Below are 23,358 nucleotides of genomic sequence, written 5' to 3'. Positions count from 1 at the left end.
ACGCGCCGGACCCGTCCGGCCCGCCCGCCGCGATACTACCTTCGGTCGTTGACAACCCTAGGGCAGCGGGTGCTACGACTTCAACATGCAAAACCCGGTGCCGAATAGTGGAACCACGATGGTTCGCAGTGGCGGGGCCGGGACATAGAACGACGCAAGGGAGGACACTGATGCGTTCCATGACCGCGGCCCTCGCCGCCTCCACGCTGCTCGCCGGCGGCGGCGCCCTCGCGCAGGACGCGCTGAGCGGCGACCTCGTGATCTTCTCGGACATGTCCAACCCTGCGCCCCGCGCGGTGATGGAAGGCATGGTCGAGCGCTTCGGCGAGATGCACCCCGACCTGAACATCGAGCTGACGGTCATCGACCGCGAGGCCTACAAGACCCAGATCCGCAACTTCCTGACCGCCAACCCGCCCGACGTCGCGAACTGGTACGCCGCCAACCGGATGCTGCCCTACGTGGAGGCGGGCCTGTTCGCGGACGTGTCGGACCTCTGGGCCGAGCCGGAGATCGCCGAGAACCTCGCCTCGACCCGCGGCGCGCTGACCGTGGACGGCGCGCAGTACGGGGTGCCCTACACCTACTATCAGTGGGGCGTGTACTACCGCGCGGACATCTTCGACGAGCTCGGCCTCGAGGAGCCGGAGACCTGGGAGGAGGAGCTGGCCAACTGCCAGGCCATCATCGATTCGGGCCGCAAGTGCTACACGATCGGCACGAAGTTCCTCTGGACCGCCGGCGGCTGGTTCGACTACCTCAACATGCGGACCAACGGCTACGACTTCCACGCGGCCCTCACCAACGGCGAGATCCCCTGGACCGATGAGCGCGTGCGCCAGACCTTCGCCAACTGGCGCGAGCTGATCGACATGGGCGCCTTCATCGACGATCACCAGACCTACTCCTGGCAGGAGGCGCTGCCCTTCATGGTGAACGGCGAGGCGACGTCCTACCTGATGGGCAACTTCGCCGTCGCGCCCATGCGCGAGGGGGGGCTGACGGACGACCAGCTGGGCTTCTACCAGTTCCCCGTCATCAACCCGGACGTCGAGCTGGCCGAGGACGCGCCCACGGACACGTTCCACATCCCGTCGGGCGCCGAGAACCCCGAGGCCGCGCGCGAGTTCCTGCGCTTCGTCGTCTCGCCGGAGAACCAGACTCTGATCAACAACGGCGAGAACCTCGGCCAGCTTCCGGTCAACGCCTCGTCGTCCGTGGACGACGACAAGTTCCTGCAGGAAGGCTTCGAGATGCTGTCCTCGAACGCGCCGGGCGGGATCGCGCAGTTCTTCGACCGCGACGCGCCGGCCGAGATGGCCTCCGTCGCGATGGAGGGCTTCCAGGAGTTCATGGTGTTCCCGGACAACCTCGACGACATCCTCGAACGCCTCGAGGAGGCGCGCCAGGACATCTACTGACCGGCGGAGCGAGTTCCGCCGTCGGCGCCCCCGCGGGGGCGCCGAAACCACCCCCGGAGCCGAGCCGATGGTAGAAGCCCCCGCCGTTCCGCAGGAAGAGCATGTCCCGCCCCGCCGGGGCTGGTACCGGCGCAACGAGATCGCGATCACGCCTTGGCTGTTCCTCGCGCCCGGCATCCTCTTCTTCGCGGTCTACGTGATCGTACCCATCTTCCAGAGCTTCGACATTTCGCTCTACGAGTGGTCCGGGCTGGGCAGCGTCGCGGAGAACGGCGAATACGTCGGCCTCGCCAACTACCGCGACATCCTCGGGATCGGGCCGGACGAGACGATGGACCGGGACTTCGAGATCTCGATCCGCAACAACTTCTGGTGGCTGACCCTCTATCTGCTCGCGATCCCGTTCGGGCTGGGGATCGCGCTCTTCCTCAACCAGACCGTGGCGGGCATCCGCCTCTACAAGTCGCTGTTCTTCTTTCCGTTCGTGCTCTCGCAGGTGATCGTGGGGCTCGTCTTCTCGTGGTTCTACCTTCCGAACGAGGGCCTGCTGAACGCGATCCTCGAGTTCTTCGGCGGCGAGGGGGTGAACATCCTCGGCGACCCGGACACCGCGACCTTCGGGATCATCGCCGCGGGCCTCTGGCCGCAGACGGCGTATTGCATGATCCTCTACCTGACGGGGCTGAACGCCGTGGACCCCGAGCAGGTCGAGGCCGCGCGCCTCGACGGCGCGAAGGGCTGGCGGATGCTCTGGCACGTGATCCTGCCGCAGCTGAAGCCCGCTACGTTCATCGCCTTCGTCGTCACCGTCATCGGCGCGCTGCGGTCCTTCGACCTCGTGGCGATCATGACCAACGGGGGGCCGTTCGGGCAGACCAACATCCTGTCCTTCTGGATCTGGGACGTCTCGCTGGGCGAGGGCGGGCTGAAATACGGCTACGCCAGCGCCATCGCGGTGATCCTCTTCGGGATCATGATGGTCTTCATCTCCTACTTCATCTGGTCGATGTGGCGCGACGAGCGGGCGGTCCGGCGATGAGCGTGGCGCGCGGCGAGATCGACGCCATCTGCGCGGCTTTCCCCGGCGCGGTCCTGTCCGGGCCGGGCGAGCTCGACGCGTGGAAGGTCGGCGGGAAGATGTTCGCATGCTTCGGCCACGAGGAGACCCGGACCGAGAACGCCGCGGCCGTATCGGTCAAGTGCCCCGACGTGGAGACCGCCGAGATGCTGATCGGGACGGGGGCGGCGGGCAAGGCGGCCTACTTCCACCGCTCTTGGGTGAGCCTGTCGATGCCGGACCTGCGACCGGACGAGGCGCGCCACCGCCTCGCGGTCTCCTACGACAAGGTCCGCGCCGGGCTGCCTGCCGCGACGCGCGGGACCCTGGCCCCGAGGGAGGGCGCCTGAGATGTTCCCCAAACCCGTCCAGCAGGCCGGCCCCGCGGCCAGCGCGACCTACCAGACGCTGCTGCCCGTCGCGCTGGTCCTCTGGCTGATCCCGCTGATCGCCGTCGCCCTCTTCAGCGTGAAGCCGGGCGCGGACTTCGCAGTGGGCAACTACTGGGGCCTGCCGTCCTACTTCGCGGGATGGGAGAACTACCGCGCGGTGTTCTTCGAATCGAACATGCCGCGCTATCTGCTGAACTCCGTCCTCATCACGGTGCCCACGGTCGTCGGGGCGGTGGCGCTGTCGACCATGACCGGCTTCGCGCTGGGCACCTACCGGTTCCGCGGCAACCTGTGGATCTTCTTCATGTTCGTCGCGGGCAACTTCGTGCCCTTCCAGATCCTCATGGTCCCCGTGCGCGAGCTGACGGCCGACATGGGCCTCTACAACACGTTCCTCGGGCTGATCCTCTTCCACGTGGCGTTCCAGACGGGGTTCTGCACGCTCTTCATGCGCAACTTCATCCGCGCCCTGCCCTACGAGCTGATCGAGGCCGCCCGCGTCGAGGGAGTCGCCGAATGGCGCATCTTCTGGTTCGTCGTCCTGCCGCTGATGAAGCCCGCGATCGCGGCCCTCTCCGTGTTGGTCTTCACCTTCATCTGGAACGACTATTTCTGGGCCATCGTCCTGACCCAGGGCGAGGCGACCCAGCCCGTCACGGCCGGCATCACCTCGTTCAACGCGCAATACCGCGCGTCCTACCACCTGATGAGCGCGGGCAGCATCGTCGCCGCGCTGCCGCCGGTCGTGATGTTCTTCGCCATGCAGAGGCACTTCATCGCCGGGCTGACCCTGGGCGCCGTGAAGTGACGCCGGGCGAGGCCGAGCGGCCGCCCCCGCCCCCGCCCCTGCGGCCGCTCGTGCGGACCTGGCGGCTGGACGACACGCGCCAGACGCTGGTCCTGGCCTCGCGCGGGGGGCGGCTGCCCGGCGTCGTCCACTGGGGCGCGCCCCTGCCCCGGGGCGAGGACCTCGCCGCGCTCGCGGCCGCGTCCGAGATGGACGTGACGGGCGGGATGCTGGACGAGAACCCGGACCTCTCGATCTGCCCGGAGGCCGCGCGGTCCTTTCCCGGGCAGCCGGGCCTGATCTGCAGGGACGGGGACGGCCGCCCGATCCTTCCGCGCTTCGGGTGCGCCGCCGTGGAGGAGCGGCCCCGCGGGCTGACGGTGCGCTGCCGCGACGAGGCGGAAGGCGTCGCCTACGAGGCGCGCCTCGACCTCGACCCGGCGACGCATGTCCTGGCCCTGTCCGCGCGGCTGACCTCGGACCGGCCGCTGCGCCTCGAATGGCTGGCCGCGCCGGTGCTGCCGGGCCCCCAGCTGTCGGACGAGCTGATCGAGGTCTCGGGCCGCTGGGTGGGCGAGTTCCAGCTTCGGCGCGCCGCCTGGCACCCCGGCATCCGCCTGCGCGAGAACCGGACCGGCCGCACGGGCCACGAGCACTTCCCCGGCCTCGTCGTCCCCGGCAGGGGCGCCACCGCCACCGCCGGCGAGGCTTGGGCCTTCCATTACGGCTGGTCGGGCGGCCACCGCATGGTCGCCGAGGAGCTGCCCGACGGCCGGCGCCAGATCCAGTGGGGCCACGCCGCCGGATCCGAGGCCGCGCCGGGGACTGCCTTCGCCACGGCCACCCTCTTCGCCACCTACGGCGCCGCCGGCACGAACGATTGCGCGACGGCCTTCCAACGCCATGTCCGCGACCGGCTGGTCCCGAAGCGGCCCGGCCCGCGCCCTGTCCACTACAATTGCTGGGAAGCGGTCTACTTCGACCAGTCCCTTCCCGTGCTGAAGGACATCGCGACCCGCGCCGCCGCCCTCGGGGCCGAGCGGTTCGTCCTCGACGACGGCTGGTTCGGCGCGCGCGACGACGACGCCACCTCCCTCGGGGACTGGCAGGTGGACGCGCGGAAGTGGCCCGGTGGCCTGGACCCGCTGATCGATCACGTCCACGCCGAGGGGATGGAGTTCGGCCTCTGGTTCGAGCCGGAGATGGCCAGCCCGGACAGCGCCCTCCTGCGGGCCCGCCCGGACTGGGCGCTGGGCCCTCCGGACCAGGTCCTCGGGCGGGGGCAGATGGCGCTGGACATGGCCCGGGCGGAGGTGCGCGACCACCTGTTCGCCGCGATCGACGCGATCCTCTCGGCCCATGCGGTGAGCTACGTCAAATGGGACCACAACCGCGTGCTGCCGGTGCCGGACGCGGCCCAGGCGCATGGCTTCTACGCCCTTCTCGACCGCCTGCGCGCCGCCCATCCGGCGGTCGAGATCGAGTCCTGCGCCTCCGGCGGGGGGCGCGTCGACTTCGGCGTCCTCTCCCGCGCGGGGCGGGTCTGGCTGTCGGACAGCAACGACGCGCTCGAGCGGCTGCGGATGCAGCATGACGCCGCCCTCTTCCTGCCGGCCGCCGTCACGGGAAGCCATGTCGGCCCGCGCCGCTGCCACACCTCGGGGCGCACCCTCTCCATGCCGTTTCGCGCGTGGGTCGCCGCCCAGCGCCACATGGGCTTCGAGATGGACCCCCGCGAGCTGACCGAGGAGGAGGCGGGCACCCTTGCCGGCGTCACCGCCTGGTGGAAGCGCAACCGCGACTGGACGATGACGGCCGACGTCCTGCGCCTCGAGTCAGCCGACCCCGCGATCGTCGCCGAGGCGCAGCTCGCACGCGACGGGCGCCGCTTCGTCGTCTTCGCCGGCCGGGCCGCCGCGTCGGCCCAGATCGCCCCGCGCCCCCTGCGGCTGACCCGCCTCGACCCGGCCGCCCGCTACGAGGTGGCGCTGGCGAACCGCGCCGAGGCGCCCGCCCTCTCGCGCGCGCCGCTCGCGTTGAAGGAGGGGCCGCTCGTCCTGACGGGCGCGGCCTTGATGCAGACCGGAATCGCCCTCCCCTGGTCCTTTCCCGAGACCATGTGGGTCATGGAAGGAAGACGCCTGTGAACGCCATATACCCCGACCTCAGGGACAGCTCGGTCTTCGTGACCGGCGGCGGCTCCGGCATCGGTGCGGCCCTGACGGAGGGGTTCCTGCGCCAGGGCGCGCGCGTCGCCTTCTGCCAGCGCCGCGACGGCGCCGCCTTCGCGGACGAGATGGAGGCCGCGACGGGGAACCGGCCCCTGTTCCTCTCCTGCGACCTGGCCGACATCCCCGCGCTCGAGCGGACGCTCGCGGACGCCGCGGAGGCGCACGGCCCGATCCGCACCCTCGTGAACAATGCCGGCAACGACCAGCGCCATACCTTGGAGGAGGCGGACGAGGCGTTCTGGGAATGGATGATCGCGATCAACCTGAAGGCCTATTTCTTCGCCTGCCGCGCGGTGGCCCCTTCGATGAAGGCGCGGGGCGGCGGCTCTATCGTGAATCTCTCGTCCATCTCCTACATGATGGGGAACGCGGGCTATCCGATCTACACGACCGCGAACGCCGGGATAAACGGCATGACCCGCTCCCTCGCGCGGGAGCTGGGGCCCGCCCGCGTCCGGGTGAACACGCTGACCCCGGGCTGGGTGCTGACGGAGAAGCAACTCGACAAATGGGCGACGGACGAGGGGCTTCGCGACCACGCGGCCCGCATGTGCCTGCCTGACCACCTGCGCCCCGAGGACATGGTCGGCGGCACGCTCTTCCTCGCCTCGGAAGCCTCGAGGGCGATGACGGGGCAGGCCCTGGTGATCGACGGCGGCGTCGTGGTGACGGGATGACCCCCCTTCGCGCAGCCGATATCGCCAGGGCGCCCGGCGGGCGGAGCGCCGCGAGCCGCGCGGCGGGCCCTCGACCGCCCCTCGGGGGGAGCCACCGCCGCGAGCCGCCCGCGTGACGGGGTGGATCGCCGTCGACTGGGGCACGTCCAACCTTCGCGCCTGGGGGATGGAGGGGGACGCCCCCGTCTGGGAGGTCGCGACCGCGGAGGGGATGTCCACCCTGGACCCGGAGGGGTTCGAGCCCGCGCTCCTCGCCGCCGTCGGGGACAGGTTGGACGGGCCGACCGACGTCTTCGCCTGCGGCATGGCCGGCTCTCGCCAGGGCTGGGCCGAGGCGCCCTACGTTCCGGTGCCGGCCCCGCCGGGGAGCGGCGACGCGGCGGTCCCGCCGGTCTCGGACCCGCGCCTCAGGGTCCGCATCCTGCCGGGCCTGTCGCAGGCCGACCCGCCCGACGTGATGCGCGGCGAGGAGACCCAGATCGCCGGCCTCCTCGCCCGCGAGCCCGAGTTCGACGGCGCCGTTTGCCTGCCCGGCACCCATTCCAAGTGGGCGCACGTGTCGGCGGGCGAGGTGGTGAGCTTCCGCACCGCCATGACGGGCGAGCTCTTCGCCCTGCTGAAATCCTCCACCCTCCGCCATTCGCTCGGGGAATGGGAGGAGGCCCCGTTCCTCGACGCGGTGTCGGAGGCGATGTCCCGCCCCGAGCGGATCGTGACCGACCTGTTCCGCATCCGCGCCGCGCACCTGCTGGACGGGGACGGGACCGGCACCTCGCGCCTCTCGGGCCTCCTGGTCGGCGCCGAGCTGGCCGCGACCCGGCCCTGGTGGCTGGGCCGGCCGGTCGCGCTGATCGGGGCGGAGAAGGTGCGCGACGCCTACGCCGCCGCCCTGCGGGCGCAGGGGGTGCCCGTCATGCCCCACGACGCCGCGACCGCGACCCTCCGCGGCCTCGCCGCCGCCCGCACGGCGATGGCGGGGTGAACGCCGCCCTACAAAACCCCGTCCCGCCCGCGTAGGGCTGACCCATGCCGTGCCAGGGAGGCCGCCGCATGCGACCGATCATCGCCATCCTTCGTGGCATCACGCCGCCCGACGCCCTCGCCGCCGCGCGGGCGCTCGTGGACGCGGGGATCGCCAGGATCGAGGTGCCGCTCAACTCGCCCGACGCGCTCGCCTCGATCGAGGCCGTAGCGGCCGCCCACGGGAACGAGGCGCTGGTAGGCGCGGGAACGGTGCTGACCATGGAGGAGGTCGCCCATGTCCACCGCGCCGGCGGGCGGCTCGTCGTCTCGCCCAACGCGGACGAGGGGGTGATCCGCGCCACCCGCGCCCTCGGGATGGAGAGCTGGCCAGGCGTGCTGACCCCGACCGAGTGCTTCGCCGCCCTGCGCTGGGGCGCGACGGGGCTGAAGCTGTTCCCCGGCTCGACCGGCGGGCCGGGGCATCTGAAGGCCATGAAGGCCGTGCTGCCGCCGGACGCCCCCGTCTATGCCGTGGGCGGCGCGGGCCCGGACGACTTCGCCGAATGGCGGGCGGCGGGCGCGGACGGGTTCGGGATCGGCACGGCGATCTACGCGCCGGGCGACGACGCCGCGACAACGGCGGCGAAGGCGAAGGCGATCGTCGATGCCTGGGACGCGCTGCCATGATGGATGTGTTCGACCCCCGGCCCTGCCAGCTCGGCGAGGGCCCCCTGTGGCATCCGGGACGCGGGCAGCTCTTCTGGTTCGACATCCTCGGGGGGCGGCTGATGTCGCGCGCCGGGGGCGAGGCGCTGGAATGGGACCTGGGCGAGATGGCCTCCGCCGCGGGCTGGGTGGATCGGGACACCCTCCTTCTCGCGACGGAGACGGCGCTGCGGCGCTTCGACATCCGCACCGGCGCGCTCGAGACGGTCCTGCCGCTGGAGGAGGGCGACGCCGTCACCCGCTCGAACGACGGGCGGGCGGATCCGATGGGAGGGTTCTGGATCGGCACCATGGGCAAGGAAGCGGAGGAGGGCGTGGGCACGATCTACCGCCTGCACCGGGGCGACCTGCGCGCGCTGCACGAAGGCGTCACCATCCCCAACGCGATCTGCTTCGCCCCGGACGGGCGCACGGGCTATCACGCGGATACGGCGCGGGGCCTTCTGTGGCGGCAGCCGCTGGACCCGGAGGGCTGGCCGGAGGGCGGGCCCGAGGTGCTGATCGACTTCCGCGGCGAGGGGCTGAACCCGGACGGCGCGGTGACGGACGCGCACGGCAACCTCTGGATCGCGCAATGGGGCGCGTCGCGCATCGCCTGCCACGCCCCGGACGGTGTCTTCCTGCGGGCGGTGGCCCTGGAAGCGCCGCAACCCTCCTGCCCCGCGTTCGGGGGCGCGGACCTTTCCTCCCTCCATGCGACGACGGCGCGGCAAGGGATGGACGCCGCCGCGCTGGACCGCGCGCCCCTCAGCGGACGGACCTTCGTGCTGAAGGGCTGCGCGCAGGGCCGTCCCGAGCCGCGCGTGGTGCTGGGATGAGGGGCGCGAGACGGCGCTGCACAGCCTGCCATCCCGCGCCGGGATCGGGCGCGGGCCGCGGCGTTCCCGCAAGCCCGGCGAGGCGGCCATGACCTCCCGCAGCGTAGGGGTCTGCTACTACCCCGAGCACTGGCCCGAGGGCGTCTGGCCCGAGGACGTCCGCCGCATGGCCGAGGCGGGGCTGCGAAAGGTGCGGATCGGCGAGTTCGTGTGGTCGCGCTGCGAGCCCGCGCCCGGGCGCTACGACTGGGGCTGGCTGGACCGGGCGATCGGGGTGCTGGCCGACGCCGGGCTTGAGGTCGTCCTCGGCACCCCCACCGCGACGCCGCCCAAGTGGCTGGTGGACAGGATGCCGGACATGGTCGCGCTGGACGGGGCCGGCCGCCCGCGGCGCTTCGGCTCGCGTCGGCACTACTGCTTCTCCCACGAGGGCTACCGGGCCGAGTGCCGCCGGATCGTCGAGGCGATGGCCGGGCGCTACGGCCGCGACCCCCGGATCACCGCCTGGCAGACCGACAACGAGTACGGCTGCCACGATACGGCGGTCAGCTACTCGCCCGCCGCCCGGCACGCCTTCCAGGAATGGTGCGCGCGCCGCTATCGGTCGCCGGACGCGCTGAACCGGGCCTGGGGCAACGTGTTCTGGTCGATGGAGGTGCGCGACTTCGACGAGGTCGAGCTTCCCAACCTCACCGTGACCGAACCGAACCCGGCCCACGTCCTCGCCTTCCGGCGGTTCAGCAGCGACCAGGTGGCGTCCTTCAACCGCGAGCAGACCGAGGTCCTGCGGAAGCGCACCGACGCCGATCTCATCCACAACTACATGGGCCGCGAGACGGGATTCGATCATTGGGACGTGGGCGCCGACCTCGACGTGGCGTCCTGGGACAGCTATCCGATCGGCTTCCTCTCGGACCGCCTGGACCTGCCGGCCGAGCACAAGCGCCTCTACCTGCGGCAGGGCGACCCGGACATGCAGGCCTTCCACCACGACCTCTACCGCAGCGTCGGTTCCGCCAAGGACGGACGATCCCCGTCCGACGGCCGATGGTGGATCATGGAGCAGCAGCCCGGCCCCGTGAACTGGGCGCCGCACAACCCCGCGCCCCTGCCCGGCATGGCCCGCCTCTGGGCGCACGAGGCCTTCGCCCACGGGGCCGAGTCCGTGCTCTACTTCCGCTGGCGCCAGGCGCCCTTCGCGCAGGAGCAGCAGCACGCCGGCCTCCTGCGGCCCGATTCGGTGGCGGCGCCGGGGCTGGCGGAGGCCGCCGAGGTCGCCGGGGAGGTCGCGGACGAGGCCCCCGGCACCGCCCCCGGGCAGGTGGCGCTGGTCTTCGACTACCCCTCCGCCTGGGCTTGGGAGACGCAGCCCCAGGGCGCGGACTTCGAGTACCTGCACCTCTGCCTGACCTTCTACCGGGCGGCGCGGAAGCTGGGCCTCGACCTCGACGTGATCCCCGCGGGCACGGCGGACCTCTCGCCTTGGCCGTTGGTGCTGATCCCGGGCCTCGCCACGGTGCCGGACGCGCTGCGGGGCGCCATCGCGGCGCATGGGGCACGGGTGCTGGCGGGGCCGCGCGCGAACGCGAAGACGCCCGAGATGGCGATCCCCCTTCCCCTGCCCCCGGACCTGCCCGGCCTCGACTGCACGGTCGCGCTGGTCGAATCGCTGCCCCCTTCGGCGGACATGCCGCTGGCGGGGGGCGGGGCGCTGACGCGGTGGCGCGAGGCGCTGGAGGGCGGGGCCGACGTGGTGGAGGCGCTCCGGGACGGCCGCCCCGCGGCGATGGCCGCCCGAACGGAGGGCGGCGGGCGCCTCACCTATCTCGGCGGCTGGCCCGACGACGCGGCGGCGCTGCGGATCGTGCGGAGGGAGGCGGAGGCAGCCGGGCTGGCCGTCCGGGACCTGCCCGAAGGGGTCCGCACCCGGCGCACGCCCACGCACCGCGTCTGGCTGAACTACGCCGCCGAGGCGCGCGACACGCCCGCCGGCCGGCTGCCCCCCGCGGGGGTGATCCGCGAACCCATCACGGGGTCTGCGCGTAGGGCTTCGGATCCGGAGGACGACGCATGACCCCCTACGAGCTTACGGACGGCCGCACGGCCCACGTATTCCACATCACCGACGACCTCGCCGGCGGCGGGACGTTCGGGGCGCGCGTCCTGCAATGGGGCGCCTGCCTGCAGGACGTCCGCCATTCCGCGATCCCCCATTCGCTGACGATGGGCACGGACGAGCTGTCGCTCTACGAGGGGCCGATGGCCACCGCCGGCGGGCTGATCGGACCCGTCGTCAACCGCATCTCTGACGCCCGTGCGACGCTGGACGGCGCCGAGCACCGCCTCGAGCCGCGCGAGGACGCCGGCGGTGCGACGCTCCACTCGGGCAGCGCGGGCACGCATCGCAAGCTGTGGGATCTGGCCGATCACGGCCCCCGTCACGTCACGCTCCGCCTCGCGATGCCGGACGGCGAAGGGGGCTTTCCCGGCAACCGCACGGTCACCGCCCGGTGGGAGGTCGCGGGCCCCGCCCTCACCCTCACGGTCGAGGCGGAGACGGACGCGCCGACCTGGATCAACTTCGCCAACCATTCCTACTGGAATCTCGACGGCACGGGATCGGCGGAGGGCCACGCGCTGGTCAGCCCGGCAGAGCGGTACCTCGACGCGGACGAGGAAGGGCTGGTGACCGGACGGATCGAGGAGGTCGAGGGGACGCCGCTGGACTTCCGGCAGGGCAGGACGCTCGCGGCCGGTCCGCCGCATCTGGACCATTGCCTCGTGCTGGCCGAGGAGCCGCGCTCCATCGCCCCCGCCGCGGTTCTGACGGGCACCTCCGGCATCCGGCTGGAGGTCGACAGCACCGAGCCGGCGATGCAGGTCTATGACGGCTGGAAGCTGAAGGACGTGGGCGCGCCCGACCATCAGGGCCGGCCCATCGGGCCCCATCGGGGCGTCGCGCTGGAATGCCAGCGCTGGCCCGACGCGCCTTCGCACGGAGGCTTCCCCTCCGTGCGCCTCGATCCGGGCGAGGTCTACCGGCAGATGACCGTCTGGCGCGTCGCGCTGCCGAGCGAGGGCTAGGCCAGCGCCCGCCGCATCAGGACGAGGTCCAGGGAGCGGCCGAACTTGAAGCCCGGCCCAGGCAAACGGGCGATGCGCTCGAAGCCGCAGGCGCGGTGGAACCCCTCGCCCTCCGGATTCTCGCCCGACACGCCCGCCCACAGGGTGCGCGCCCCGCGTTCCGCGGCATGGGAGGCCACGGCCTCGACGAGGGCGCGTCCCAGCCCCCGGCCCCGCGCGGCCGGGGACAAGGCGACGGAATGCTCCATCGCCGTCCGGTAGCCCGAGCCGCCCCGGAACTGGTCGTAGGAGGCATGGCCGACGACCGCCCCGCCCGCGAGGGCGAGGGCGACGAAGTACTCGCGCCCCGCGCCGCGCAGGTGGGCCATCCGGGCCGCGACCTCCTCCGCGCTCCAGGCCTCGTGGCGGAAGGAGATCGTGGTCTCCAGCACGACCGCGTTCAGGAGGGCCGCGACGGCCGGGGCGTCCCCCTCCTTCGCCGGACGGATCACAGGCGGCGGGTCGCGCCGCCGATCTCGAACTCGGCCCGCATACCCCGCGGGCCGGCCTCGATCCGGACGCGCCCGTCCGCGAGCGGCAGGGCGGCACGAAGGGCCTCCGCCTCGGGGCAGATCACGAGGAGCGCCGTCAGCCGGCCCTGGACCGGCAGCCGTTCGAAGGCGGGCTCGGTCAGCCACTGGATCATCTGTGGGTGCGCGCCGCCGAGGGGCGTCCGGCCCGAGGGCGCGACGGCCATGCGCCAGCGCAGCCCGTCGCGCTCGGCGTCCAGCACCTCCCATTCCCCCGGCGCGGCGGCGGTGGCGGCCTCGATGTCCGGCACCCTGGCGACCCAGTGGGTCAGAGCCGGAGCGCCCTCGCGCCCGTCGAGCTCGAACCAGCGGGGGCGGCCGGGCGCCCCGACGGCGGGATCGGGGGCGATGGCCTCGAGATAGTCCGGCCCGAGCCCCCAAAGGCGGTTGTGGGTGCCCATCACGGCATGCGCGCCCCCGCCCGACGGCGCGGCGCCGAGGCAGCGCCCCACCCATGCAGCAGCGACGTCCCGATCCCCGCCGGTGACGACGAGATGGTCGAGCTCCATCATCCCCGCGCCGCCCGGATCAGGTCCAGCACCTCGCGCGCGGCCTCGGGGACGTTGGTCCCGGGACCGAAGATCGCCGCGACGCCCGCGCCGCGGAGGAAGCCGTAGTCCTGCTGGGGGATCACCCCCCCGCAGACCACCAGTATCTCGCCCGCGTCCCGCGCGCGCAGCGCCTCGACCAGCTTGGGCGCCAGCGTCCGGTGCCCCGCCGCCTGGGAGGAGATGCCGACCACGTGCACGTCGTTGTCCAGCGCGTCCTGCGCCGCCTCCTCCGGCGTCTGGAAGAGGGGGCCGACATCGACGTCGAAGCCGATATCCGCGAAGGCCGTCGCGATGACCTTCGCCCCCCGGTCGTGCCCGTCCTGGCCCATCTTCACCACGAGCATCCGCGGCCGGCGGCCTTCTTCCTCCGCGAACCGTTCGACGTCCTCGCGTATGCGCTCCCACCCCTCGTCGCCCTCGTAGGCGGACCCATAGACCCCGGCCAAGGTCCTCACCTCCGCCCGGTGCCGCCCGAAGGTCGCTTCCATCGCATCGGAGATCTCCCCCACCGTGGCCCGCGCGCGCGCCGCCTCGACAGCCAGCGCCAGGAGGTTGCCGTCCCCCTCCGCACCGGCCGTCAACGCCTTCAGCGCGGCGCGGCAGGCGCCTTCGTCCCGCTCCGCACGCACCCGCTCCAGCCGGGCGATCTGGGCGCGGCGGACGCCTTCGTTGTCCACGACACGGACGTCGATCGCGTCCTCCGCCTCCAGGCGCCACCTGTTGACGCCGACGACCACCTCCTCGCCCCGGTCCACGGCGGCTTGTCGGCGGGCGGCGGCCTCCTCGATCCTGAGCTTCGGCATCCCGGAGGCGACGGCCCGGGTCATCCCGCCCAGCCCCTCGACCTCGTCCATCAGGGCACGCGCTTGGTCCACGAGATCCTTCGTCAGGGCCTCGACGTAATAGGAGCCGGCCAGGGGGTCGACGACCCGCGTCACCCCCGTCTCGTTCTGCAGGATCAGCTGCGTGTTGCGCGCGATGCGGCTCGAGAAGTCGGTCGGCAGGGCGATGGCCTCGTCGAAGCTGTTGGTGTGCAAAGACTGCGTGCCCCCCAGGACGGCCGACATCGCCTCGTAGGCGGTGCGCACGACGTTGTTGTAGGGGTCCTGCTCGGCCAAGGAGACGCCCGAGGTCTGGCAGTGCGTCCGCAACATGGACGACCGCGGGTCCGCGGGGGCGAACTCCTCCATGACCTCGTGCCAGAGGGTGCGGGCGGCCCGCAGCTTCGCGGCCTCCATGAAGAAGTTCATGCCGACGGCGAAGAAGAAGCTGAGGCGCCCGGCGAACCGGTCCACGTCCATGCCCCGCGCCACGGCGGCGCGCACGTATTCGCGCCCGTCCGCCAGGGTAAAGGCCAGCTCTTGCACGAGGTTCGCCCCGGCCTCCTGCATGTGGTAGCCGGAGATCGAGATCGAGTTGAACCTCGGCATCCTCTCGGCGGTGTACTCGATGATGTCGGCTACGATTCGCATCGAAGGCCCGGGCGGGTAGATGTAGGTGTTGCGGACCATGAACTCCTTGAGGATGTCGTTCTGGATAGTCCCCGACAGGGCGTCCGGGTCGACGTCCTGCTCCTCGCCCGCGACGATGAAGCTGGCCAGGACAGGGATCACCGCCCCGTTCATGGTCATGGACACGCTGACCCGGTCAAGCGGGATGCCGTCGAAGAGGACCTTCATGTCCTCGACGCTGTCGATTGCGACGCCCGCCTTGCCCACGTCCCCTTCGACCCGCGGGTGGTCGCTGTCGTAGCCGCGGTGGGTCGCGAGGTCGAAGGCCACGCTGACCCCCTGTTGTCCCGCCTCCAGCGCGCGGCGGTAGAAGGCGTTCGATTCCTCGGCCGTCGAGAAGCCGGCGTATTGCCGGATCGTCCAGGGGCGGCCCGCGTACATGGTCGCCTTGACGCCGCGGGTGTATGGCGCCTCGCCCGGCCAGGAATGGGGGATCGCCGGGTCGCCGGGTCCGTAGACGGGCCGCACGGTGATGCCCTCGGGCGTCTTCCAGTCCAGCTCTCCAGGATCGCGGCCCTTCAGCTCCGCCTCGGCGCGGGCGCGCCAGTTGGGGCGTCCGTCCCTGCGTGATCCGTCCATGACGCGCCCTCCCGATGCCGCGTCCGGACTACCGGATCGCCGCGTCCGGTGGAAGCGCGGGCGCCGGGGGCGCCGCGCTCTTCGCAGGGGGGCGGATCGCCCCTATATCGAGGCCATGCACAGACGCCCCTTCATCGTCGGCCTCGCGGCGCTCGCGGCCCTCCCCCTCGCCGCGCAGGAGATGGCGAGTGGCGCCGGGATCGCCGCCGGGCCGGACGCGCCCCTCTCGGCGCTGGAGCGGTGGGAGGCGGACCCGACCACGGTGTTCGATGCGTCCGAGGTGGACCTCGGCGACTTCCAGTGGATCGCGCGGCCGGTCGTCGTCTTCGCCAACACCGACCGGGACCCCGCCTTCGGGCGGCAGGTGGACCTCTTGGCCGAGGCGGTGGACGACCTCGTCGCGCGGGACGTGGTGCTGATCCTCGACACCGACCCGGACGCGTTGTCGGACATCCGCCGTCAGCTTCGTCCGCGCGGGTTCATGCTGGCGCTCCTCGGCAAGGACGGCACCGTCCGCCAGCGCAAGCCCGCCCCCTGGAGCGTACGCGAGCTGAACCGCGCCATCGACGCCATGCCGCTGCGCCGGCAGGAGCTGCGGGACCAGCGGTCGTTCAGATCGGAGGGGGGATGACGACCTCGATTGATCGCGCGGACGCGGGCCGCTACGCTGCAGCCATGGCGCAGAAGAACAAGCCGGTCCCGATACCCTACACCCCGATACCGGTCACCGGCCGGACGGGTCCGCGGCCGGGCTACTGACGCGCGGCACCGGAACGCCCGAGCGCAGGCGCACGGCCTCGATCTCCGCGGCCTCCTTTCCCTCGCGTGCGAACACGGTGATGAGGTGCGTCGCCAGCTGGCCGTAGCGCAGGGCCTGCACCTTCATCTCGACGTAGTCGCGGTAGATCGCCCGCCGCCGCGTCGGGCCGAGCGCCCGGAAATCGGCCTCGCGCATGTCCTCGGCGAGGGCCGCGATCGCGCTGATCTGCGCGTAATAGGCCACGACCGGATCGATGGTCACCCGCGGCAGCACTGACAGGTCCTCCAGCGCGGCGTGGAACACCATGTCCCCCCGCTCGCGCGGGATGAAAGGGGTGAAGTCCGGGTCCTCCTCCATCCGTTCGATCAGGCCGCCCGTCTCGGTCCGCAGCTGCGACTCGGAGCCGAGGTTGGCGACATTGTTCCCGATCTCAGCGAAGAGAGCGCGCTGCACGTCGCGCACCCGGTCAGCCCGGGCTCGATCCTCGCGGCGGCGGGTGGCCCAGCCGTTGACCACCCATCCGAGCGCGAGGAACAGGCCGGCGACGACGGCCTGCTGCACGCGCGGATCGATGTAGGGGTCCAGCCAGATCATGCGAACGGGGCCTCGGGGTTGTGAGTCCAAGGTATTCCACATCCCGGCCGGATCCGTCCGGCGGAATGGAACAAACATAGAACATCCGGCGATCCTCCGCCACCCTGTCGCGCGCCGTCACGCGAAGCCGAGGATCACCTGATCGACCTGGAGGCTCTCACCGGGGGCGACGTTCACCTCGGCCACGCGGCCCTTCCGCTCAGCGCGCAGGACGTTCTCCATCTTCATGGCCTCGACGGTCGCCAGCGCCTGCCCCTCCTCGACCTCGTCTCCTTCCGCGACCGCCAGCGACACGAGGAGGCCCGGCATCGGGCAGAGCAGCAGCTTGGACGTGTCGGGCGGGGCCTTCACCGGCATCAACGCGGCCAGCTCGGCCTGCCGCGGGGTGCGGACGCGGGCCCGAAGGTCGGCGCCGCGCCAGCGAAGGCGAAAGCCCTGGGTGATCGCGTCGACCTTCACGAGAAGCCGCTCGCCGCCCACGTCGAGCCGGGCGAGGCGCGCCCCCGGCCGCCAGTCCGAAGCGACCCGAAACGTCGTGCCGCCCGCCATCCGCACAGATGCACCGTCCCGGTCCGCCTCGACTTTCATCTCGAACCGCTCGCGAGGGGCGCCTCCGGGGCCCTCGAAGGCCACCACCCATTCGTCGCCCACCTGCCGCTCGTGGTGGTCGAGCCGGCCCGAGATGCGGGCCCGCCGCACCTCGGCGACGCGGTGCATGGCCGCCGCGGAGGCCGCGAGGAGTCGCAGGTCCCCTTCCGGCAGGACAGCCCCGCCGAAGCCATCGGGATACTCCTCCTCGATGAAGGCGGTCGTGACGTCGCCCGACGCGAAGCGGGGGTGGCCCATCACCGCCGACAGGAAGGGAAGGTTGTGGCCTATCCCCTCGACCTCGAACCCGTCGAGCGCGCCGCGCATCGCCCGGACCGCCCCCGCCCTGTCCGGCGCCCAGGTGCAGAGCTTGGCGATCATCGGATCGTAGAAGCGGCTGATCTCGCCGCCCTCGAAGACGCCCGCGTCGTTCCGGATCACCGCGTCGCCGGCCTGCCCCGGCGCGGTGCCCGGCGCGTAGCCTTCCGTCTCGGCGGGCGGGCGGTAGCGGGTCAGGCGCCCCGTCGAGGGCAGGAAGCCGCGATAGGGATCCTCGGCATAGAGCCGCGATTCGATCGCCCAGCCCTTCAACGCGACGTCGTCCTGCGTCATCGCCAGCGGCTCGCCCGCCGCGATGCGGATCATCTGCTCCACGAGGTCGACGCCCGTGACCAGCTCCGTCACCGGATGCTCGACCTGGAGGCGGGTGTTCATCTCGAGGAAGTAGAAATCGCGGTCGCCGTCCACGATGAACTCGACAGTGCCGGCGCTGCTGTAATCCACCGCGCGGGCCAGTGCGACGGCCTGCTCGCCCATCGCACGGCGCGTCGCCTCGTCGAGGAACGGGCTCGGCGCTTCCTCCACGACCTTCTGGTTGCGGCGCTGGATCGAGCATTCCCGCTCGCCCAGGTAGATCGCGTTGCCGTGGCGGTCCGCCAGAACCTGGATCTCGATGTGGCGGGGCCGGGTGACGAACTTCTCGATGAACATCCGGTCGTCGCCGAAGGACGCCTTCGCCTCGTTCCTGGACGCCTGGAAACCCTCGCGGCAGTCGTCGTCGTCCCACGCGATCCGCATGCCCTTGCCGCCGCCGCCCGCGCTGGCCTTCAGCATTACGGGATAGCCGATCTCGCGGGCTATGCGGACCGCCTGGTCGGCGTCTTCGACCGGGCCCACGTGCCCCGGCACGGTGTTGACCCCGGCCTCGGCCGCGATCTTCTTCGAGGTGATCTTGTCGCCCATCTTCTCGATCGCGCCTTCGGGCGGGCCGATGAAGGCGATCCCCTCGGCGGCCAGCGCGGCGGCGAAGAGCGGGTTCTCGGAGAGGAAGCCGTAGCCGGGGTGGACGGCCTGCGCCCCCGTCTCGCGGACGGCCCCCATGACCCTCTCGATATCGATGTAGCTCTCCGCGGCGGGGGGCGGGCCGATGCGGACCGCCTCGTCCGCCATGCGCACGTGGAGGGCGTTCGCGTCGGCGTCGGAATGGACGGCCGCCGTCCGGATGCCCATGCGCCGCGCGGTTTTGATGATCCGGCAGGCGATCTCGCCCCGGTTGGCGATCAGTATCTTGTCGAACAGCGGCATCGGGGGCCTCTCGGATGCGCGAGGGGGCCGCCCGGTCGCCCGGACGGCCCCCTCCCGCCGGATGCGGTCGTCAGGTCAGATGCAGTTCGGCGCGTTCGGCGCCACGTCGCAGGAGACGGCGCCGATGAGGCCGCCGACGGCGGCGCCGGTGAGAAGGTTCTCATCGAGGACCTCCGCGGCGAGCGCGCCGCCGGCGGCGCCGGTGAGGGCCCGCTCGGTGTCGTTGGTGCCGCAGGCGGCGAGGAGCGGCGCGCAGAGCGCGGCGGCGAGGACGGTGCGGATGGTGGTGGACATGCTGCTGGGGCCTCCTTCGGCTTCTGGATGCCCGCAGCTATGCGGAGCCAGCCGGCGCCGGGCAATGACGCCGCCCCGCGCCGATCGGCGGGGCCCTGCCGAAACGCGCCCGAGCGATGCATGCGGGTCACGCGAACGCCTCGGGAAAGCTCGCGCGCGCCCGGCCCGGGTCCAGCCGGAGGAGCTGGCCGTAATCGGCCGGGTCGAACGGGTCGCTGGCCCATGCCACCTCGCGGCCGATCAGCCAGGAGAGGCGCCCCGCGTCGAGGTTGCCCCGCTCGAAGGGCTCGTCGCCGAAATGCTCCCAAAGGGCGCGGACGAAGGCGGCGTCGGCGCGGCGGTCGTCCGCGCGGCGGTCGGCATAGCGCTCGCGCGCCTTGATGGGCGTGGGCCCCTTGGGGCTGGCCCGGCGCAAGGTGAACTGGTGGTCCGTCCCCGGCAGCCGGCCCGGGAACCCGCGATGCTTCATCATGGCGCCGCTCCGCGCGTCCGCCGGACGGGCCGTGCGGCCGTGTCAGAGCTTGCCGTCGAAGGCCGGCTCGGCCGGGACCACGGGGATCGGATCCACGATGATGATCTCTTCCTCGGCGGAACGGTTGCAGGCCGCCACCAGAAGGAGAAGCGAAAGGATCGCCGGGACGCGCATGGTGCTCTCCTGCTCGATCGGGGCGCCGGGGCGCCGTTGGATGCGGCCACGCATGGCCGAGCGTCGTGATAGGGAAACCCTTCGATCACGGCGCGGTTGCGGCGAGAATGGATTCGCTTCGCGCCTTGTTGCGGGCCGGTCACCATTGCAGCGGATCGCACCCCGCGGCCGAGGGAACGAAGCTCTCGAAGAACTGCACGGCGTCGAGGTCTACCGCGCCACGGGGCACCGGCCGGTCGGTCAGGGCCACCACGATCACGTCGGCCTCGCGTCCCGCCGCGACGAGGGCGGGACGCGCCACGCCCGCGCAGAGCGGGTCGAAATCCCCCGCCACCTGCTCGTAGTCTGTAAGCCCCTCGGCGATGAAGCGGAACGTGGCCCAGACCTCCTCGCCGGCCATGCCGGGGCGGGTCTCGATCCGCGCGTCCTCCAGCACCGGCGCAAGGCCCGAGGGCAGCCCGTCGGCGAGGGCGCCGCCCCCCAGGAGGCAGAGGAGGGCGGCCCGCCTCATGGCGCGAACGCCTCGCGCAGCTCGGCCTCGATCGCGGGGCCGAGGCCCGTGACGCACGCTCCGTCCACGACGGCAAAGCGGTAGCTCTCGATCGCGCGGGCGTCCGGCGGGCCGGGCCGGCGGTTCTCGATCGAGACGCGGATCGCCCTCGGCGGCGGGGCCCCGCCCTCCGCGCGGCGCGCGAGGACGCGGGGCGCCAGCACGGCGCAGGCCTCGAACGCGATGTTCTGGTTGGAGAGGGAGAAGCGCGCGTCCCCTTCCGTCGCAGTCTCGAGGGTCATCTCCAGCTCGTCCGGGGTGTCGCCCGCCTCCAGGTGGCGCAGCGCGACGACCCGTCCGCCCGGCAGGGTGACGACGGCCGGCACCCCCGGGCCCAGCGCAGGGACGTGGAGGCAGTCGCCGCCGTCCAGGTCGAAGAGCGAGCGATGGACCACCGGCGCCCCTTCCTCCGGCCGGAAGGTCTGGATCAGGCGGAACCGCTGCACGTCCATCGCAGCCACGGCGCCCGGATTGCCGCGCACGACGTTCTCGCAGATGGCCTGATGGATCCGCCCGAAGGCCGAGGACGGCACGGGGCCGTAGGGCTCGGGATCGAACTCGGCGCGGGTCTCCAGCACGAGGGTGCGGAGCCCGTTCGCCCCCTCCTCCACGCCCGTTCCGAGGGCGGTCAGCACCCGCCCGTCGCCGAGCGGGATCGCCTCCTGCGCATGAAGCGGCCCGCCCCAGACGAGCGCGAGGAGGAGGAGGGCAAGCCTCACAGCGGGATGTTGTCGTGCTTCTTCCACGGGTTCGTCAGCTCCTTGTTCCTCAGGCTCGCGAAGGCCCGGCAGACGCGCGCGCGGGTCGAGCGGGGCTGGACCACCTCGTCGACGAACCCCCGCTCGGCCGCCTTGAAGGGGGAGGCGAACTCCCTCTCGTACTCGTTCGTGCGGCGTTCGATCGCCTCCGCGTCGCCCGCCTCGGACCGGTAGAGGATCTCGACCGCGCCCTTCGCGCCCATCACGGCGATCTCGGCGGTGGGCCAGGCGTAGTTCACGTCGCCGCGCAGGTGCTTCGAGGCCATGACGTCATAGGCCCCGCCATAGGCCTTGCGGGTGATGACGGTGACCTTGGGCACCGTCGCCTCGCCATAGGCGAAGAGCAGCTTCGCCCCATGCTTGATGACCCCGCCGTATTCCTGCGCGGTGCCCGGCAGGAAGCCCGGCACGTCCACCAGCGTGAGGATCGGGATCGAGAAGGCGTCACAGAACCGCACGAAGCGCGCCGCCTTGCGGCTGGAGTCGATGTCCAGCACCCCGGCCAGGACCATCGGCTGGTTCGCCACCACGCCCACGGTCGATCCCTCGAGCCGGACGAACCCCGTCAGGACATTGGCCGCGAAGCCTTCCTGCATCTCGAGGAAGTCCCCTTCGTCGGCCAGCTTCGCGATCAGCTCACGCATGTCATAGGGCTGGTTCGGATTCTCCGGCACCAGCGTGTCGAGCGACGGCTCGATCCGGGCGGGGTCGTCGAAGAAGGGCCGCCGCGGGGGCTTCTCGCGGTTGGAGAGGGGCAGGAAGTCGATCAGACGCCGCGTCTCGGCCAGCGCGAGCACGTCGTTCTCGAAGGCCGCGTCCGCCACGGAGGACCTGCGGGTGTGCGTGGACGCGCCGCCGAGTTCCTCGGCGGTGACCACCTCGTTGGTGACGGTCCGCACCACGTCGGGGCCGGTGACGAACATGTAGGAGGTGTCCTTCACCATGTAGATGAAGTCGGTCATCGCAGGCGAATAGACGGCGCCCCCCGCGCAGGGCCCCATGATGACGCTGATCTGCGGCACCACGCCCGAGGCCAGGACGTTGCGCTGGAAGACCTCCGCGTACCCCCCGAGGCTCGCCACGCCTTCCTGGATGCGCGCGCCGCCCGAATCGTTCAGCCCGATCACGGGGGCGCCGTTGCGCATGGCCATGTCCATGACCTTGCAGATCTTCTGGGCGTGCGTCTCGGAGAGCGACCCGCCGAACACCGTGAAGTCCTGCGAATAGACGTAGACCATCCGCCCGTTCACGGTGCCCCAGCCGGTGACCACCCCGTCGCCCGGCACGTGGTTCCCCTCCATGCCGAAGTCGCCGCAGCGATGCGTGACGAACGTGTCGTATTCCTCGAAGGAGCCCGGATCGAGCAGGAGCTCGACCCGCTCGCGCGCGGTCAGCTTGCCCTTGGCGTGCTGCGCCTCGATCCGCCGCGCGCCGCCGCCCAAGCGGGCCCGGACGCGCCGTTCCTCAAGCTCCGCCAGGATGTCCCGCATGCGCCCTCCCCGCCTCCGTGCGGTGATAAGGCCGCATCGCCCCGGGGCCAAGCGTGGAGAGGCGAGGATGGAACCTTCGACCCTGCGCCGCTATGACTTCGCCGGTAAGGTGTGCGGCGGACGTACCCCGTCCATCGGATCCGCCAGAACGGGAACCTCCTCCATGCCCATCGTCTACGGCCTCGCCGTGCTCGCGCTTCTCGGCCTCAGCCACTATTATGCCCTCCTGCTGCTCGCGCGGGTCCTGGGCATCGACGAGGCGGGCGAGCGGTCGGACGGGACCCGCCGCCTGGTTCTCCTCACCTTCCTCGGCCTCGCGGCGACGCACATGGCGCAGATCGCCGCCCTCGCGCTCGCGTTCCTTCTCGGCGAGGAGTTCCTCTGGTCGCACGAGGTGATCGCGGCGCAGGCGGACGGATGGTGGGACTACCACTACCTCGCCTTCATGACCTTCACGACGCTGGGATACGGCCCGCAGGTGATCGAGGGGCCGATCCGGATCGTGGTCGGCGCCTCCGCCCTCGGGGGGTTCATGCTGATCACCTGGTCGGCGACCTTCCTCTACGACGTCTCGCGCAAGGTGACGGATTTCGGTCTGGAATCCGACGACGACGCCGAGGAGGACCGGAACCGCGAGCCCCGGGCGCGCGCCCGGCAGGCCTGACCCGCCCCGGAGAGCGTATCCGCACAGGCACTTCGTGCATGACGGGGGCATCCGGGCAGCCTAG

24 protein-coding genes are annotated in these 23,358 nt (G+C 71.9%); 13 read left to right on the top strand and 11 right to left on the bottom strand.

The window, feature by feature from the left end; all coding sequences use genetic code 11:
• The first annotated feature begins 179 nt into the window (after positions 1-179).
• From BCF33_RS00930 to BCF33_RS00880, 11 genes are all read left to right on the top strand, one after another.
• The gene (locus BCF33_RS00930) at positions 180-1,421 is read left to right on the top strand and encodes an ABC transporter substrate-binding protein (RefSeq protein WP_245883745.1); all 1,242 of its coding nucleotides are present in this window, start codon (positions 180-182) and stop codon (positions 1,419-1,421) included.
• Positions 1,422-1,488: 67 nt separating this feature from the next.
• Positions 1,489-2,460: a carbohydrate ABC transporter permease gene (locus tag BCF33_RS00925; RefSeq protein ID WP_106159080.1), complete on the top strand. Its 972-nt coding sequence runs from the start codon at positions 1,489-1,491 to the stop codon at positions 2,458-2,460.
• Positions 2,457-2,828 (top strand): MmcQ/YjbR family DNA-binding protein, encoded by a 372-nt coding sequence (locus BCF33_RS00920; protein ID WP_106159079.1) that lies wholly within the window; start codon positions 2,457-2,459, stop codon positions 2,826-2,828. Before BCF33_RS00925 ends, BCF33_RS00920 begins: the two co-directional genes overlap by 4 nt.
• Before the next feature lies 1 nt (position 2,829).
• Positions 2,830-3,678, top strand: coding sequence for a carbohydrate ABC transporter permease (locus BCF33_RS00915; RefSeq protein WP_106159078.1), 849 nt, complete (start codon positions 2,830-2,832; stop codon positions 3,676-3,678).
• Entirely contained in the window at positions 3,675-5,804 is a 2,130-nt protein-coding gene (locus BCF33_RS00910) for an alpha-galactosidase (protein ID WP_245883677.1), read from the top strand. Before BCF33_RS00915 ends, BCF33_RS00910 begins: the two co-directional genes overlap by 4 nt.
• Positions 5,801-6,565, top strand: coding sequence for an SDR family NAD(P)-dependent oxidoreductase (locus BCF33_RS00905; protein WP_106159077.1), 765 nt, complete (start codon positions 5,801-5,803; stop codon positions 6,563-6,565). The genes BCF33_RS00910 and BCF33_RS00905 overlap by 4 nt, the downstream gene beginning before the upstream one ends.
• Positions 6,566-6,677: 112 nt before the next feature.
• The gene (locus tag BCF33_RS00900; RefSeq protein ID WP_245883676.1) at positions 6,678-7,547 is read left to right on the top strand and encodes a 2-dehydro-3-deoxygalactonokinase; all 870 of its coding nucleotides are present in this window, start codon (positions 6,678-6,680) and stop codon (positions 7,545-7,547) included.
• Between the two features lie 68 nt (positions 7,548-7,615).
• The gene (locus BCF33_RS00895) at positions 7,616-8,215 is read left to right on the top strand and encodes a 2-dehydro-3-deoxy-6-phosphogalactonate aldolase (RefSeq protein ID WP_106159076.1); all 600 of its coding nucleotides are present in this window, start codon (positions 7,616-7,618) and stop codon (positions 8,213-8,215) included.
• Positions 8,212-9,072, top strand: coding sequence for an SMP-30/gluconolactonase/LRE family protein (locus BCF33_RS00890; protein ID WP_106159075.1), 861 nt, complete (start codon positions 8,212-8,214; stop codon positions 9,070-9,072). The genes BCF33_RS00895 and BCF33_RS00890 overlap by 4 nt, the downstream gene beginning before the upstream one ends.
• An 88-nt stretch (positions 9,073-9,160) precedes the next feature.
• Positions 9,161-11,146, top strand: a complete 1,986-nt coding sequence (locus BCF33_RS00885; protein ID WP_106159074.1) for a beta-galactosidase — start codon at positions 9,161-9,163, stop codon at positions 11,144-11,146.
• Complete coding sequence (locus BCF33_RS00880) at positions 11,143-12,156, top strand: aldose epimerase family protein (protein WP_106159073.1); 1,014 nt, start codon at positions 11,143-11,145, stop codon at positions 12,154-12,156. The genes BCF33_RS00885 and BCF33_RS00880 overlap by 4 nt, the downstream gene beginning before the upstream one ends.
• Here the strand turns inward: BCF33_RS00880 and BCF33_RS00875 are convergent.
• Genes BCF33_RS00875 through scpA form a run of 3 tightly spaced genes read right to left on the bottom strand, consistent with a single transcriptional unit; the run spans position 12,153 to position 15,366 of the window.
• On the bottom strand, positions 12,153-12,647 hold the full coding sequence (locus BCF33_RS00875; RefSeq protein ID WP_106159072.1) for a GNAT family N-acetyltransferase: 495 nt from the start codon (positions 12,645-12,647) through the stop codon (positions 12,153-12,155). The genes BCF33_RS00880 and BCF33_RS00875 overlap by 4 nt on opposite strands.
• A complete protein-coding gene (locus BCF33_RS00870; RefSeq protein WP_106159071.1) occupies positions 12,644-13,237 on the bottom strand; it encodes a VOC family protein in 594 nt (197 codons plus the stop codon). The genes BCF33_RS00875 and BCF33_RS00870 overlap by 4 nt, the downstream gene beginning before the upstream one ends.
• Positions 13,234-15,366: a methylmalonyl-CoA mutase gene (scpA, locus tag BCF33_RS00865; RefSeq protein WP_106159070.1), complete on the bottom strand. Its 2,133-nt coding sequence runs from the start codon at positions 15,364-15,366 to the stop codon at positions 13,234-13,236. The genes BCF33_RS00870 and scpA overlap by 4 nt, the downstream gene beginning before the upstream one ends.
• A gap of 115 nt (positions 15,367-15,481) precedes the next feature.
• Between scpA and BCF33_RS00860 the strand changes: the two genes are divergently transcribed.
• Positions 15,482-15,997 (top strand): DUF4174 domain-containing protein, encoded by a 516-nt coding sequence (locus BCF33_RS00860; protein WP_106159069.1) that lies wholly within the window; start codon positions 15,482-15,484, stop codon positions 15,995-15,997.
• A 93-nt stretch (positions 15,998-16,090) separates the two neighbouring features.
• On the opposite strand, the gene BCF33_RS00855 is transcribed toward BCF33_RS00860, so the two are convergent.
• The 8 genes from BCF33_RS00855 to BCF33_RS00820 form a co-directional block, all read right to left on the bottom strand.
• On the bottom strand, positions 16,091-16,720 hold the full coding sequence (locus tag BCF33_RS00855; RefSeq protein ID WP_106159068.1) for a hypothetical protein: 630 nt from the start codon (positions 16,718-16,720) through the stop codon (positions 16,091-16,093).
• A 117-nt stretch (positions 16,721-16,837) separates the two neighbouring features.
• Positions 16,838-18,886: an acetyl-CoA carboxylase biotin carboxylase subunit gene (locus BCF33_RS00850; protein WP_106160132.1), complete on the bottom strand. Its 2,049-nt coding sequence runs from the start codon at positions 18,884-18,886 to the stop codon at positions 16,838-16,840.
• An 81-nt stretch (positions 18,887-18,967) separates the two neighbouring features.
• Complete coding sequence (locus tag BCF33_RS00845) at positions 18,968-19,186, bottom strand: hypothetical protein (RefSeq protein ID WP_106159067.1); 219 nt, start codon at positions 19,184-19,186, stop codon at positions 18,968-18,970.
• Positions 19,187-19,313: 127 nt separating this feature from the next.
• Positions 19,314-19,658, bottom strand: a complete 345-nt coding sequence (locus BCF33_RS00840; protein WP_106159066.1) for a hypothetical protein — start codon at positions 19,656-19,658, stop codon at positions 19,314-19,316.
• 42 nt (positions 19,659-19,700) lie between these two features.
• A complete protein-coding gene (locus BCF33_RS00835; RefSeq protein WP_106159065.1) occupies positions 19,701-19,886 on the bottom strand; it encodes a hypothetical protein in 186 nt (61 codons plus the stop codon).
• An 85-nt stretch (positions 19,887-19,971) separates the two neighbouring features.
• Positions 19,972-20,343 (bottom strand): DUF6497 family protein, encoded by a 372-nt coding sequence (locus tag BCF33_RS00830; protein WP_106159064.1) that lies wholly within the window; start codon positions 20,341-20,343, stop codon positions 19,972-19,974.
• Positions 20,340-21,101: a hypothetical protein gene (locus BCF33_RS00825; RefSeq protein WP_106159063.1), complete on the bottom strand. Its 762-nt coding sequence runs from the start codon at positions 21,099-21,101 to the stop codon at positions 20,340-20,342. The genes BCF33_RS00830 and BCF33_RS00825 overlap by 4 nt, the downstream gene beginning before the upstream one ends.
• Entirely contained in the window at positions 21,098-22,630 is a 1,533-nt protein-coding gene (locus tag BCF33_RS00820; RefSeq protein ID WP_106159062.1) for an acyl-CoA carboxylase subunit beta, read from the bottom strand. Before BCF33_RS00820 ends, BCF33_RS00825 begins: the two co-directional genes overlap by 4 nt.
• Before the next feature lie 163 nt (positions 22,631-22,793).
• On the opposite strand from BCF33_RS00820, the gene BCF33_RS00815 reads away from it, so the two are divergent.
• A complete protein-coding gene (locus BCF33_RS00815; protein ID WP_158259324.1) occupies positions 22,794-23,294 on the top strand; it encodes an ion channel in 501 nt (166 codons plus the stop codon).
• The last annotated feature ends 64 nt before the right edge of the window (positions 23,295-23,358 follow it).

Origin of the sequence: Hasllibacter halocynthiae (assembly GCF_003003095.1) — a bacterium.
GTDB classification, from domain to species: domain Bacteria; phylum Pseudomonadota; class Alphaproteobacteria; order Rhodobacterales; family Rhodobacteraceae; genus Hasllibacter; species Hasllibacter halocynthiae.
Note: the sequence above shows the minus strand (reverse complement) of the source record. Positions and strands in the feature narration are given on the sequence as shown.

What these genes read in the sequence shown, in the direction of transcription:
- BCF33_RS00840 (WP_106159066.1), bottom strand. Translation starts at nt 19,658, where the DNA reads ATGATGAAGCATCGCGGGTTCCCGGGCCGGCTGCCGGGGACGGACCAC.
- scpA (WP_106159070.1), bottom strand. Translation starts at nt 15,366, where the DNA reads ATGGACGGATCACGCAGGGACGGACGCCCCAACTGGCGCGCCCGCGCC.
- BCF33_RS00915 (WP_106159078.1), top strand. Translation starts at nt 2,830, where the DNA reads ATGTTCCCCAAACCCGTCCAGCAGGCCGGCCCCGCGGCCAGCGCGACC.
- BCF33_RS00895 (WP_106159076.1), top strand. Translation starts at nt 7,616, where the DNA reads ATGCGACCGATCATCGCCATCCTTCGTGGCATCACGCCGCCCGACGCC.
- BCF33_RS00890 (WP_106159075.1), top strand. Translation starts at nt 8,212, where the DNA reads ATGATGGATGTGTTCGACCCCCGGCCCTGCCAGCTCGGCGAGGGCCCC.
- BCF33_RS00830 (WP_106159064.1), bottom strand. Translation starts at nt 20,343, where the DNA reads ATGAGGCGGGCCGCCCTCCTCTGCCTCCTGGGGGGCGGCGCCCTCGCC.
- BCF33_RS00885 (WP_106159074.1), top strand. Translation starts at nt 9,161, where the DNA reads ATGACCTCCCGCAGCGTAGGGGTCTGCTACTACCCCGAGCACTGGCCC.
- BCF33_RS00930 (WP_245883745.1), top strand. Translation starts at nt 180, where the DNA reads ATGACCGCGGCCCTCGCCGCCTCCACGCTGCTCGCCGGCGGCGGCGCC.
- BCF33_RS00870 (WP_106159071.1), bottom strand. Translation starts at nt 13,237, where the DNA reads ATGATGGAGCTCGACCATCTCGTCGTCACCGGCGGGGATCGGGACGTC.
- BCF33_RS00835 (WP_106159065.1), bottom strand. Translation starts at nt 19,886, where the DNA reads ATGCGTGGCCGCATCCAACGGCGCCCCGGCGCCCCGATCGAGCAGGAG.
- BCF33_RS00845 (WP_106159067.1), bottom strand. Translation starts at nt 19,186, where the DNA reads ATGTCCACCACCATCCGCACCGTCCTCGCCGCCGCGCTCTGCGCGCCG.
- BCF33_RS00860 (WP_106159069.1), top strand. Translation starts at nt 15,482, where the DNA reads ATGCACAGACGCCCCTTCATCGTCGGCCTCGCGGCGCTCGCGGCCCTC.
- BCF33_RS00880 (WP_106159073.1), top strand. Translation starts at nt 11,143, where the DNA reads ATGACCCCCTACGAGCTTACGGACGGCCGCACGGCCCACGTATTCCAC.
- BCF33_RS00855 (WP_106159068.1), bottom strand. Translation starts at nt 16,720, where the DNA reads ATGATCTGGCTGGACCCCTACATCGATCCGCGCGTGCAGCAGGCCGTC.
- BCF33_RS00920 (WP_106159079.1), top strand. Translation starts at nt 2,457, where the DNA reads ATGAGCGTGGCGCGCGGCGAGATCGACGCCATCTGCGCGGCTTTCCCC.
- BCF33_RS00815 (WP_158259324.1), top strand. Translation starts at nt 22,794, where the DNA reads ATGCCCATCGTCTACGGCCTCGCCGTGCTCGCGCTTCTCGGCCTCAGC.
- BCF33_RS00820 (WP_106159062.1), bottom strand. Translation starts at nt 22,630, where the DNA reads ATGCGGGACATCCTGGCGGAGCTTGAGGAACGGCGCGTCCGGGCCCGC.
- BCF33_RS00925 (WP_106159080.1), top strand. Translation starts at nt 1,489, where the DNA reads ATGGTAGAAGCCCCCGCCGTTCCGCAGGAAGAGCATGTCCCGCCCCGC.